At 44.2% G+C, this 12,814-nt stretch carries 12 protein-coding genes; 5 read left to right on the top strand and 7 right to left on the bottom strand.

Features of this window, described 5'->3' with window-relative positions:
- Window positions 1-214: 214 nt before the first annotated feature.
- The 4 genes from HYR79_06235 to HYR79_06220 all read right to left on the bottom strand — a co-directional run bounded on the left by HYR79_06235 (window position 215) and on the right by HYR79_06220 (window position 4,792).
- Complete coding sequence (locus tag HYR79_06235) at window positions 215-1,027, bottom strand: hypothetical protein (GenBank protein ID MBI1821292.1); 813 nt, start codon at window positions 1,025-1,027, stop codon at window positions 215-217.
- Window positions 1,024-2,508, bottom strand: coding sequence for a TldD/PmbA family protein (locus tag HYR79_06230; protein MBI1821291.1), 1,485 nt, complete (start codon window positions 2,506-2,508; stop codon window positions 1,024-1,026). Before HYR79_06230 ends, HYR79_06235 begins: the two co-directional genes overlap by 4 nt.
- An 85-nt stretch (window positions 2,509-2,593) precedes the next feature.
- Window positions 2,594-4,078, bottom strand: coding sequence for a diguanylate cyclase (locus HYR79_06225; protein ID MBI1821290.1), 1,485 nt, complete (start codon window positions 4,076-4,078; stop codon window positions 2,594-2,596).
- 174 nt (window positions 4,079-4,252) lie between these two features.
- The gene (locus tag HYR79_06220; protein ID MBI1821289.1) at window positions 4,253-4,792 is read right to left on the bottom strand and encodes a hypothetical protein; all 540 of its coding nucleotides are present in this window, start codon (window positions 4,790-4,792) and stop codon (window positions 4,253-4,255) included.
- A gap of 181 nt (window positions 4,793-4,973) precedes the next feature.
- Between HYR79_06220 and HYR79_06215 the strand changes: the two genes are divergently transcribed.
- Window positions 4,974-5,945: a diguanylate cyclase gene (locus tag HYR79_06215; protein ID MBI1821288.1), complete on the top strand. Its 972-nt coding sequence runs from the start codon at window positions 4,974-4,976 to the stop codon at window positions 5,943-5,945.
- A 45-nt stretch (window positions 5,946-5,990) separates the two neighbouring features.
- On the opposite strand, the gene rhaD is transcribed toward HYR79_06215, so the two are convergent.
- Complete coding sequence (gene rhaD / locus HYR79_06210) at window positions 5,991-8,069, bottom strand: bifunctional rhamnulose-1-phosphate aldolase/short-chain dehydrogenase (GenBank protein MBI1821287.1); 2,079 nt, start codon at window positions 8,067-8,069, stop codon at window positions 5,991-5,993.
- A gap of 215 nt (window positions 8,070-8,284) precedes the next feature.
- Here rhaD and HYR79_06205 point away from each other — a divergent pair, with 215 nt between their 5' ends.
- The 4 genes from HYR79_06205 to HYR79_06190 all read left to right on the top strand — a co-directional run bounded on the left by HYR79_06205 (window position 8,285) and on the right by HYR79_06190 (window position 11,254).
- Window positions 8,285-8,698 (top strand): CBS domain-containing protein, encoded by a 414-nt coding sequence (locus HYR79_06205; GenBank protein ID MBI1821286.1) that lies wholly within the window; start codon window positions 8,285-8,287, stop codon window positions 8,696-8,698.
- A gap of 184 nt (window positions 8,699-8,882) precedes the next feature.
- Entirely contained in the window at window positions 8,883-9,704 is an 822-nt protein-coding gene (gene dapD, locus HYR79_06200) for a 2,3,4,5-tetrahydropyridine-2,6-dicarboxylate N-succinyltransferase (GenBank protein ID MBI1821285.1), read from the top strand.
- Entirely contained in the window at window positions 9,704-10,843 is a 1,140-nt protein-coding gene (dapE, locus tag HYR79_06195; protein ID MBI1821284.1) for a succinyl-diaminopimelate desuccinylase, read from the top strand. The genes dapD and dapE overlap by 1 nt, the downstream gene beginning before the upstream one ends.
- Before the next feature lie 24 nt (window positions 10,844-10,867).
- The gene (locus HYR79_06190; protein MBI1821283.1) at window positions 10,868-11,254 is read left to right on the top strand and encodes a DUF2203 domain-containing protein; all 387 of its coding nucleotides are present in this window, start codon (window positions 10,868-10,870) and stop codon (window positions 11,252-11,254) included.
- Here HYR79_06190 and HYR79_06185 read toward each other — a convergent pair whose 3' ends face one another.
- Together HYR79_06185 and HYR79_06180 are read right to left on the bottom strand one after the other, a co-directional pair.
- Window positions 11,255-11,995 carry an SDR family oxidoreductase gene (locus HYR79_06185; GenBank protein ID MBI1821282.1) on the bottom strand — a complete coding sequence of 247 codons (741 nt, stop codon included), beginning with the start codon at window positions 11,993-11,995 and terminating at the stop codon, window positions 11,255-11,257. It lies immediately after the preceding gene.
- 24 nt (window positions 11,996-12,019) lie between these two features.
- Complete coding sequence (locus HYR79_06180; protein ID MBI1821281.1) at window positions 12,020-12,712, bottom strand: hypothetical protein; 693 nt, start codon at window positions 12,710-12,712, stop codon at window positions 12,020-12,022.
- Between the last annotated feature and the right edge of the window lie 102 nt (window positions 12,713-12,814).

Below are 12,814 nucleotides of genomic sequence, written 5' to 3'. Positions count from 1 at the left end.
CAGTCAGAGCAAGATATCCGAATGATCAAGGTGCGTCAGAAAATATCCGGATGCTTCCGAACCTTACAAGGCGCGAAAAACTTTGCCCGCATCAGAAGCTACCTATCCACAGCTCGTAAAAACGGCTGGAACCTCTTGCACTCCATTTCCCAGTCCCTGACAGGTCAACCGTACTTGCCTGAAATGCTTTTTCCTCCCTGACACTCCTGAGTAGTTACTTACCGCTTAAAAAACTTTCTCCTTCTTCAAAAAGGAGACCATTGAATCCGATCGATGCCAGGATTTCAATCCATTCGGCTACCGCATAAGGCTCTAAAATGACATCAAAAAAAGTTTCCTTTCCCGAAAAATCAAGTTCAACGGGAGGTCGAAGTTTCTGACGTTCTGCGTTTTGAATGGCCTCTTGAACCACCTTCCCTGGATCTAAAAATTCGATGTTTTCCGAAGCGTCACTGGCATAGGCTGAAACACCGTTATCTCCCGTAAGAATAAGACTTAAGGAAACCTCTGTGTACTCCGTGACTAAAAACGTCCCACTGGTATTGGCAATGCCCAATCGTGCGCCACCCGTCATTAATCTTGCCGAACAGGTTAAACCGTTCTTTTTCGATTCTTCGCTGATTTTGTGGAGAGTGTCCACGTTTTTTTCCGGAGAAAGGTCCAATGTCGATTCAAAAAAGATCTTTTTTTTGAAAGGCGGAAGCTCTTTATAAGTCCCCGGCAGGCAAAAAACAGTTTCGGAATCGTTTCCATAAACGGCGTTTTCGTAACAGTTGTGAATGACCCGGTCGAGGCCTTCATGGGAAAGGTCAGTCGTATGAGCTTGCCCATGTTTTTTCCCCACGATTGCCGTCATATAGACATCTGCATCCCGGCTTGTAACGCTCGGCCCCATTCGGTTTAAAAATGTTCTAAGGGTTCCTGATTCCGTTTCCCAATAGAGAATTTCTCCCTGGTCAATTCCTGTTTTCCGCAGCTTGGCCAGACTATCCGTTAAAAATTCTCTGATTTGATCAACGGTTTTCATCCCTTCCGGCTCCCCACTTTGACTTTCCTGAATCTCGCTGGAGAAGCGCCGTGGCCGACATGCATCGCCTGGCCGGGTAATCCTTTTCCGCAATTGGGGGTTCCGTAACTTCTCCATTCAGAGGGTCCGCAAACGGCGTCACAGGAATTCCAAAAATTGACGGTCATGCCTGTATAAAGCGGATTTTTTAACATCCGGGCCTTCTTCCCCTTCTTAATTTCCCATCCGATTTCTGCGCCAAAGCTAAAGTTCTTTCGAAGATCATCGATACTCCAGCTGACATTGGTTTCCATCAGAATGCCATCTCTCGTTTCTGAAAGAAGTTCGTTTAAAGACCCCGACCCGGGCTCCAAATTCAGGTTGGTCATCCGGATCAAAGGGATCCGGTTACTATGACTCGCCCGCATACATCCGTTTGGCGAGATTGATTTCCCCGTAACTTCATTTAATTCCTCACAGGTTTCCCGGGACGACAGAAGCCCCACCCAAACACCTTCGCGAATAATATCCGTCTTCTGAGCGGCTACCGCTTCGTCATCATACCCAAAAGAACCCAGAGCTTCTGATAAAGTCGGGTCTGAGACGACGTTTACTCGTTTAGACCCATATCGGAAACTTCCAAATTCTTTTAAGTGGTCAGCCAGAAAGCTCCCGCCGGCATAAGTCAGCTCCGATCCAAAAATCCGGTCAAGCTCGATCGCATGACCAATCGATTCATGAATCTGAAGACAAAGTTGATCCGGCATCAAAATTAAATCCTTTTCCCCCTCAGGGCAAGGATCTGCATAAAGCAATGCCTCCGCTTCCTCCCCGATTCGCACCGCATGGTCTTCGAGACGCAAGGATTCGATAAATTCGTAACCGGCGGTCCCGATATTGCCTCTAAAACTATTGGGATAGGACCTCTTTTGAACTTCCTCCCCGGAAACAGCAATAACTTCCATGCCCGCTCCGCTCTCCACCAATTCTTGCTCAATAAAAGAACCTTCGCTATTCATCAGTATTTTATTAATCTTTGAAAAGGTCATATTGGACTCGCGAACATTGACTCTGGCGCTCGATTGTTTCATCAGTTCGTCCAACTTTAAGAGCGTGTTAATCTTTTCCTGGATGGAAACATCTTTGAAAGGATCCTTAAGAACCGGCGTCTTATAAAACCCGTGGGAAATCACGGGAACCGGGAATAGACGAACAGGTCTCCTTTGCATTTTGCTTGAGGCCCTGGCCAGATCAAGCGCGCTTTCGAATCTCTCGTCAATTTCATTTTCTTCTAATCGCGAAGAACTGGCAAATCCCCAGGCTCCCCCTTTTAAAATTCGGATTCCAAATCCGCTTTTTTCTGATTTCACCAACTCGTGAATTTCCCCGTTTTTCACCAGGATAATTTCTTCCTCATGTCGTGGGATAATGCGAACGTCGATATACTCGACCTTATGTTTTCTGGCGAGATCGAATATTTTTGAGGAAAATTTCTGCCACATCACGGGTTTTTCTAAGGAAGGTTAAGGGTGAGATCTAAAAGAGAAAAAAAGTAACAACAAGGGTTTAAACCGAATTTAAAAAACGCTAATAGGCTACCTGGTTGCGTCCTCTGGCCTTCGCGACATACAAGGCCTGATCGGCTTTTCGAATTAAATCAATACTCGTAACGCCATCATCCGGGTATTGAGCAACACCCACACTAATCGTAATTTTTTTCTCATTTCCGTCAGTTAATTTAAATTTAGGGTTATTCTCGATATTTTCCCGAATTTGATTTCCGATTTCAAGCGCGGCGTATTTTTCGGTATCTATTAAAAGAACGACAAACTCATCCCCTCCAAAACGGGAGACGATATCGGTCGACCGCAGTCTTTCCGTCATGACGGCGACTAATTCTTTTAACAGAAAATCGCCTTGAATGTGCCCAAAGGTGTCATTATAATGCTTAAAATAGTCCACATCTAAAATAAAAACCGAAAACCGGTTATTCTGCCTTGACGCCCTCTTAATCTCTTCCTCTATTTTTTCCTGGAAATAACGGCGATTAAAAACACCGGTCAATTCGTCCCTGTTGGCTAATTCATTGGTTTTTTCGTGTAAAAGGGCGTTTTCAAGAACAAAAGCAGATTGGCTGACAAATTGTTTAAATAAATTGCTCTCCCTTTCAGTACACTCCGACTCCCTGTTTTGCAGCACGGTCAGAAGCCCGTAAACATTATCATGAATGATAATCGGTTTTGAAAGAAAAGAATCATGTTCCGAACCGTTTGGAAGGTTATGCTTAATAAATTGTTCGATATAACTCTTTTCCTCCAACCAGGCGACTAAATTATCTTTATATTTGGCCTCAATAGGAATAATAAATTCTTCAAGAGGGTCATTAAACCCGATTGCCTTCTTCAAATATAAATGGGCCTTCTTTTCATTAAAAAGAAACAGGAGGGTTGGGCGGTTATTTAAAAGCTTATTCGTGGCATTGGTCATCATCGCGTAAATTTCTTCCAGGTTTAAACTGGTCGCGAGACACCGTCCAAAATAATAAAGCGCCTCCGTATCTTGATGAATGAGGGTTATCGTATTGTGGGCCTCCATCAGCTCTTGATTTTTTAGAAGAAGATCTTCAATCAGTTGTTTATTTTTAAACGCAAGCTGGCTTTTCTGGAAGGCCTCCGAAACAGTTGTCTTAAACGAGTGCCAATCCTGGACAGGGAGCTTCACATAATCGAATGTGCCCCCCTTCATGGCTCCTTCTAATAATTCAATGGTAGGGGTTTTTATCATCAAAATAACTTCGGTTCTCGGGTTTTCATTCTTGACGGCCGTCAACAGTTCGAGTTCTGTCATCTCGGAGGAAAGGGTTCCGCAAATCACCACGTGGATTCCCACCGTTCGCAAAACTTCAAGAACCTGTTTCCCGGAATTCAAAGAGAAGACATTATTTTGATCCATTTCTAATACTTTCGCGACTTCGTTCGCAAAGGCATTATCCTGGTCAACAACGATAATCTTCCCCTTCATTCGCACCCAGGAACAGAGATAGGATTTGTAACTCCTTGTTTTGCCTGTCATCGCGAGCGCCCGCAGGGTGCGTGGCGATCTTGGTTCACGATGGCGAGATTGCTTCGCTTCGCTCGCAATGACAACTTTCTATCGCTGTTCTAGGGAAAGACAAGGCTTTAGAAATCAAAAACTTACGGAAGGGTCAAGATTGCGGAAGCTTATCGAAAGAGAAAGGAGGCGTCCTTAAATCAGGACTTCGCTGAATTTGGACGAAAAATCCAATTCGCTTAAAGTGGATATGGCTGAAATAAATGCTTTTTTCGAGGCAATATAAAAACCGCCCATTTTTTGAAGATGATCATCGCTATGTTGGAATTCAGAGAAACCGGTCGATTCAATTTTGTGAGAGGCTCGGTCCCGGGCCATTCCTTTTACCTCACATTTTCCATCTAGATGGGTTACACTCAGGACACGGTATTCAAACCCTAACATCTGAGCGATTAACGCGGCAATAAAGGATTGTTTCATTAAAACCGGCTCCAGCAAAAAGGCGTACATAGGGTCTTGGTTTTTAAATTGATCGCAGATTTGATCCAATTTGCTAAAAATTTCTTCCTTGAAAACAAAAGGGGCGCTTTCTGAATCAGCTGAACCATTCCTTTTCTTCTCAACCTCTATGTAATAAGATTGACAATGAGTTGATAATTCTTTAATTTGCTCTAAAATATTTTCTTCCAGTTGAAACCCAAGAATTTCTTTGCCCCAAGGATTAAAGACTTGCATGGTTCGATCCCTCTCATTTATAAAATGTTGTAAAAATTAAACGTTGTATTATACTTTAACCGCTAGAGAGTTGTCAAACTGTCTTTTTTAATTTTTGTTTTCATAAATCCAAACAACTCTTTCATTAAAAAAATAAAAACTTTGCTACAATAAAAGAGAACAAGCGGAATATGAAAGGATCGTGATGATACCTATAATTTTGTTAATCGAAGATAGTAAAATACACTCAAAAACCCTCTTAAATCTTTTGGATGAATTTGGATTTTCTACTTTACATGCCTCTAATGGTCTGGAAGGGTTAAAACTTGCTTATTCCAAGAAACCGGATCTGATCCTTTTAGACCTTGTCCTCCCAGGGATAGGCGGACTGGAAGTTTGCAAATTGCTCAAATTAAACAACGAATCTCAAAACATTCCGATCATCATCTTAACTCAAGAAAAGAAATCGGAAAATAAAATCGCGGGATTGAATATGGGCGCAAACGACTACCTCACAAAGCCTTATCATCCGGAGGAACTTAAAGCGAGAATTCTGGCAAACTTAAGGAATAAAGAACATCAGGACTTTCTCGAAAAAGAAAACCAACAATTGGAAACGCTCCTTGATAAGATTCAGTTGCTTGCCGCAAAAGACCCGCTCACGAACCTTTTGAATCGTAAACAATTTATGCTGCAGTTAAAAACCGAGTTTGTTCGTTCCATTCGATATCGCCTTGCCTTATCGGTATGTTTTATTGATCTAGATCATCTTGAAACGATAAACCACCGTTTCGGACAGGCCGCCGGGGACACGATCCTCGTCGAAACGGCTTCGTTGATTCAAGAAAACTTTCGAGACATTGACATCTTATCCCGTTTTGAAAATGATGATTTTTTATTGGGACTCCCGCACAGCTCGCCGGATGACGCGCTCATTCCACTCAATCGTTTTCAAAAAAAGATCGCTCAACATACCTTCAAAGCGCCGGCAGCAGAAATAAAAATCACAGCGAGCATCGGTGTGGCGGCCCTTCCCAATCCCAGCCTAAAAAACGAGGAAGACTTCATTCAAGCTGTTCGAAAAGCGGTTTTTGACGTTAAAGAAAGAGGCGGAAACGAAATTTCAATCTGGACGGGAAACGAAAAACCGGAAGAAGAAAAAAAGCTGAACTAAACGGGAGGGGTAAAATCGCTTCCAGAGCGGTTCACCCCAAAATAACTATCTTGGAAAGGCTTCTTTGACCCCCCCATCCACGGGAATTATCGACCCGGTTGTTTTTGCCGATCTGCTTGAAGCCAGGAATAAGACAGCCCGGGCGACATCTTCAGGTAAAACTTTGGTTTTAAGGATATTTCGCTTTGCGTAAAAATCTTCTACCTGATTCAGGGAGATGCCGTGAGCCTTGGCCCGCTCACTTCGAACTTCCTTATTCCATAACCCGGAATCGAGAAAAACGCCGTCAGGGTTAATGATGTTTACGCGAATCCCATATTCGCCGTTTTCAATCGCCAAAATGCGTGCGAGCTGGGTTTCCGCCGCTTTAGAAGCCGAATAAGCTCCGAAATCTTTTCCGGGCGCCAAAACATTTTTGGTCGAAATAAAGATGATATTTCCGCCGATTCCCTGTTCTTTGAAAATTTGAATCGCGCGTTTGGAAACTAAAAAATGGCCGGTGGCGTTAACCTGAAACGATTTTTCCCAATCCGCCAGTTGGAGCTGATCAACGGGACACGACTTTGCATAACCAGCGTTTGAAACCACAATATCCAGTCCGCCATACTTAAGGAGGCAGGCGGCATAGGCTTCTTCCACGCTTTTAGGCTGGGTGACATCCATTTCGACGACAGCTAACTGCCCGGACAAAATTTCATTTTTAAAATCTTCCCTGGCCTGTTCTAACCTTGCAAGGTCAATATCGGTCATGATGACATTCGCGCCCTCACGAAGGAAAAACTCACAGATCGACCTCCCGATTCCCCGGCTCCCTCCGGTGACCAGGACAACCTGCCTGGAAAACTCTTTTTCGGGAGGCAAAAGGGTCAGTTTATAGTTTTCCATCGGCCAATACTCAAAATCACAAATCTCCCGTTTAGAAAGGAACGAAAAGCGATCAATAGCGCCCGCCATTTTAATCACGTCAATCGTATGGAGATAAAGATCCCGCACAATAGAGGCGGCCTTGAGGTCTTTTCCTGTTGTCACCATGCCAGCGCCCGGAATTAAAATGATGCGCGGGTTAGGATCAAGCATGGTCACGTTGGGTGATTTATATTGATTAAAGTAATCCTCATAATCCTGCCGGTACTTTTCAATGCTTTGGCTGATCCTGTTTTTCAGGGCGTTTCGATCTCCCATCGGCGGGATGACGCCGTCTAAAAAGAGAGGTTTTGGTTTTACATGCATCAAATGATCTGGCGTAAAGGGTCCGATTCGCGAAAGCTGTGCCCCTTCCTTTGAATTCACAAATTCCAGAACTGACGGGCGATCGTCATGGAGTAAAACCATTTTTTTACTTGAACTCACCGCTCCCCTGATCATCAAAAGAGCGGACGCTAAATCTTTCTGACGATCATAAGCCTTCGCCCTGGAAATAAAGCGCTTTGGGACAGGTCCTCCAAAGGGCCTTTTTCTTTTAACCCTGGGATAGATATAATCTTCGGCAATCGAATTAAATTCAATGGTTTTGAGATAAGCCCCTTTAGCTTCATTTCCCCAGGTAATCAACCCATGTTTATCTAAAATCAGACCTTCAATTTCCGGATTCTTCCGGAGAGCCTCGCCGACCGTTCTGGACAATTTGAATCCAGGCCGATAGTACGGAATCACGAGTAACCGTTTTCCAAATACCCGTTGAATCAGTTTTCCTCCGTTTACCGTGTCGGTCAATGCGCAAATGGCGTCAGCATGGGTATGATAAACATGAGGTGCCGGGATAAAAGCATGAAGCAATGTTTCAATAGAAGCCTTAGGTGCGGAGGGGTCTAACGAACATTTTGCCTGATAAGCAACCATTTCATCATCGCTCATATCCTTTCGACTAAAAAGCGGTAACAACTCCTCCAGGCGAAGAGGACAAAACTGTTTTCCGGTAATGGTCCGCATATCAGAACCGCTCCCTTTGATCCATAAAATCCGCACCTTTTTTCCGGTATGATCGATGCCGTTGACCTTCATGGAGGAGTTGCCTCCCCCCCACAAAACGAGATTCGGATTCTGACCAATCAACCGGGAGGCATAGACCACCGCTTCAACGCCTTTTAATTTTTTAAATTGTTCATCAGACCAGAGGCTTTTCATTTTTCAATCTCCCGCAAAAATTGCTTTTAACCGGTTTCAAGCAGCCGGGGTGTTTTTTAAAAAACGCATCATTTTTTATTTAACTGAAAGTGAAAGAATCGTGGGATTTTAACATACTCCGTTTATTTGTGAAAGGATTTAACCTTCCCAGAATTACCTTGATTTTAAAAACCTAAAAGTCTTAATATAGGGCATTATTAAAAGCAGGTTTGCCCATGAATGCGCTGACTCATTTGATGAATAAAACCATCATTCACATTGACTGCCTCGCCACAATCGAAGAGGCGTCAAAAATCATGGCTCAGTGTAAAATCGGCTCTCTGGTCGTCATGAAAAATAACAAAGAAGTCGGAATCATCAGCGAAAGCGATATCGTCAGGCGTGTCGTCGCTAAAGGACGTAATCCGTTGGAAATGACGGTCGAAGAGGCGATGAGCGCCCCGCTCATTACCATTTCCATTAACGCTTCCGGAGAAGAAGCCAATGAAACCATGAAAAAATATGGTATCAGACACCTTTTGGTTCAACAAAACGGGAAAATCGTCGGTATTTTTTCAGTCCGGGATTTAATGAAATATTTTAAAATTTATTATGATGGGTTAGGGTCCCTAAAACAAGGCTCCTCATAATAGTCCCGATCCGTCGATAAGGGGCTATTTGCTGCGTTCTCGTCACTCGGCAATCCTCATGTGCCGGTGATGTACATTCCGGTTGCCTCCTTCCTGCGGCCTCGCAACTAACCCCTTCTCAACAAATCGGCATTACCCTCCGTTTTTAACCCGAAGAACGAAACTTAAAAAAGGGAAAAAGATAATGAATGAATTAAAGAAACAGATTGAAGAACTTTGGGAGAAAAAAGAATCTTTATCCCCCGATTCACTCCCGGCAAATGACAAGAAACGACTGCTTGAAGTCCTGGGTCTTCTTGATCAAGGGAAAATCAGAGTCGCGGAAAAAGTCAAAGAAATCTGGATTGTCCATGAATGGATCAAAAAAGCGATTCTTCTTTATTTTAAAACCACGGACAACGAGAAAATAGAGGGAGGTTTTTCCCAGTTTTTTGATAAGGTGGCCTTAAAATTTCGTCACTATCATGCCGATGACTTTAAACAGGCAAAAATCAGGGTTGTTCCCCCTGCCACCGTCAGACAGGGGGCTTTTATCGCCCCAGGCGCGATTTTAATGCCTTCCTATGTCAATATCGGCGCCCACGTCGGCGAAGGAACGATGGTCGATACCTGGGCAACCATCGGTTCCTGTGCGCAAATCGGTAAAAACGTCCATATTTCAGGCGGCGCGGGGATCGGGGGGGTTCTTGAACCCCTTCAGGCCAACCCGGTAATTATCGAGGACCATGCTTTCATCGGTGCCCGTTCCGAGGTAGCCGAAGGCGTCATCGTAGGAGAAGGCGCCGTCATTTCCATGGGTGTCTTTTTGGGTCAATCCACAAAAATTTATAATCGTGAAACGAAAGAAATAACGATGGGCTTTATTCCCCCTTACGCTGTGGTCGTTCCCGGAACTCTCCCTTCCAAAGACGGATCCTATGCCCTCCAAGCGGCAATCATTGTGAAACAGGTGGACGCGGGAACCCGGAAAAAAGTGTCAATCAATGACCTGCTGCGAGGGGCTTGATGAAAAATTTTTCCTGGAACGTTGTTGATCTGGCCAAAGATTTTATCCAATTTGATACAGTCACGCCCAAAGACAACGGCCTTCAGTCCAGGATTATTTCTTATTTAAAGGAAATGGGGTTTGCCATTCACCGGATTCCATTTGGAGAAGTCCAAAATTTTTATGCCCGCCTCGGGGATGCCTCTCCCCTTTTTTGTTTTGCCGGCCATTCAGATGTCGTGCCCTCCGGCCCGGAGGAAAAATGGACCTCTCCTCCGTTTTCCGCTGTTTTGAGAGAGGGACGCCTCTACGGAAGGGGAACGGCAGATATGAAAGGGGCGATCGCCGCTATGATTTCCGCGGTACATGCGTACTTAAACGACTCTCCTTTAAAAAAGGGTTCCATTGCTTTTTTAATTACCGGTGATGAAGAGGGGCCGGCGGTTCATGGAACTGTTAAAGTCATTGAATGGCTTAAACAAAAAGGGGAAAAAATTGATTACTGCCTGGTCGGAGAACCCACATCTGAAAAACGGCTCGGGGATACCATCAAAAATGGGCGCCGGGGAAGCATCAACGGACGTTTGACGTTGTATGGAATTCAAGGGCATGTGGCTTATCCCCATCTTGCCGAAAATCCGATTCATAAAGGTCTGGATATTTTAAAGCAACTCATTCAGATCCCATTTGATCAAGGAAATGCTTTTTTCGAACCGACTCATCTCGAAATAACAAATATTCAGGGAGGATGCGGAAGAGATAACGTGATCCCGGACCGGATTGAAGTGAGTTTTAACATCCGTTATGGAAACGCTTCAACCTTTCTTTCCATTAAAGAAAAAATAGAAATGATACTGACCCGGTCCAGGATAAAATTTTCTCTGGAATTTCAACCTGCGGGTGAAGCCTTTTTGACCTCGAAAGGAGTATTGATTCGAACGGCCATTCAATCCGTTGAAGAAATAGCGGGAATCACGCCCTCATTATCAACCGGCGGCGGGACCTCAGACGCCCGGTTTTTTGCGCCCCTGGGCATTGAAGTGGCGGAGCTCGGACTTAAAAGTGAAACCATCCATAAAATGAATGAATCTGTCCCAACAGAAGATCTTATGGCACTCGAAAGAATTTATAGAAAAATATTAGAAAAAATTTTTGAATAAAGAATTACCCGGATTGTAAAAAATATGGATGAAAAAATTTTTACCCTAGAGGAAGTTGAAAGCTTAATCCCGGTTCTTGAAGAACGGTTTAAAGAAATCAGGATAAAAAAAAGTTATTTGACAAAAATTTCAGGAGAAATCAGGAAAGCGGCTGATCAAACCGCCCTTGACGGCGGTTCACCTTATGGCCCCAGTTATATTAAAACACTGGATTCTCTCAATCAGGAGATCGAAGAAATTCACAAAGAAGGGGTTGTCATCAAAGACCTTGATAAAGGATTATGTGACTTTTCCTATATCTCAAATGGAAGAACCGTATATCTATGTTGGAAGTCGGGGGAAACGTCCCTTCAATGGTGGCATGAGGTAGAGGATGGATTCACGGGTAGAAAAAGGCTTGAGGAACTTTGATCAGGAGGAGAGACTTCTCCCCCCGTCAACGAACATGACCTGCCCGGTAATATATTCGGCTTTCGTCGCCAGATAGATCACAAGCTCTGCCACTTCTTCCGGCCGGCCATATCTTTTTAAGGGGATTTTACTCAAAGGAGGCTGAGGGACAACTTTCTCAATGATCGGGTCTGGCATTTCGACATATCCGGGCGCAATCGCATTCACGCGAACATATGGGGCCAGTCCTTTGGCAAAACATTGGGTTAGCATCATCACCCCCGCCTTTGACACGCAATAAGGGGTTTCCGATGCCCAGGGTTTAACCCCGCCCAGTGACGCAATATTGATAATGCTCCCTGACCGGCGATGCGTCATATGCTCCCCAATCTCCCTGGAACATAAAAAGGTCCCTTTTAAATTGGTGTTTATCGTCTTATCCCAGATCGCTTCGGTTAACTTTTCAAAGGGAATTTGTGAAAAAATGGCCGCATTATTGACTAAAACATCAATGGACCCGAAGTGATCCAAAGTTTTTTTTACCATTCCGTGAACCTGATCGGAATTTGAAACATCGGCCCCATAAATCATCGCTTTTCTTCCAAGTTCCCTGATTTCCCCGGCTGTTTTCTGCGCAGCTCCCTCGGACTGAAGGTAATTAATCATAATGTCATAACCCGCCCTGGCCAATGCCAGGCTGATTTCTCTTCCAAGTCTTCTTCCAGCGCCTGTCACCAGGGCTGTTTTTTTAAGTTCTGGCATATCCATAACCCCCAAAAACCACCGTTAATAATTGATTAAAATCTGGTCAGGCTTAAAACCAATACGAAGCAGTTCCTCCCTGCTTTGATCAATCATTTCTTTCATTCCTGCGAGGAGAGCAACACTGTTTTCCGGATCCGGAGCCGCTTCGGCAAAATGATTTTGGACAAAACCGGTCCGCCCGGCCCAGTCGGCGTCAGGCGTGGTTACAGTAAGAAAAACTTGAATGTCTTTTTTTCTAAGTTCCCGGATCTCTTCCCGGTGACAGAAATGGGCGGGGGTTAAAACGCCGTAATAAAGATGAACATAACGAAAATCAGAACGTCTGAGAATAACGGAACGGTAAACCGATCGAAGCGGGGCGATTCCTGTACCCACCCCGATTAATAGAAGATGTTTTCCTTTGTATTGGTCGATAGGGAAACCTTTTCCTAACGGGCCCTCCAACCGAACAATATCTCCAACTTTTCGATTAAGGAGTTTTTCGCCGATTCCCGATGTTTTTTTAATTAAAAAGTCGAGAGATTCGTTTTCCTCCGGCGCCGAAGCAATCGCAAAATAGGCCCCTTTTTCCTCATGGGTCAAGGAAAGCATGACAAATTGTCCTGTATTGAAATTAAATCGATCCGAGGCGTTAACCCACTCCAAACGAATATGACAGAGGGTGCCGTCATAAAAGGGAATGATTTCTTTTACCCTCATTGGAATCTTTTCCAAGCTGCCTCCAAAAAAAAAGAATGCTCGCGCGGAGCTTATTGAAAAACCCAAGACCAGCGATAGACTTCGCACCCACTTATTAATCATGTCATTGCGAGCACC

It is taken from the genome of Nitrospirota bacterium (assembly GCA_016178585.1).
In the GTDB taxonomy this organism is placed as follows: domain Bacteria; phylum Nitrospirota; class Nitrospiria; order JACQBW01; family JACQBW01; genus JACOTA01.
The sequence above is the reverse complement of the archived record's forward strand: the minus strand, read 5'-3'. Positions and strand labels throughout refer to the sequence as shown.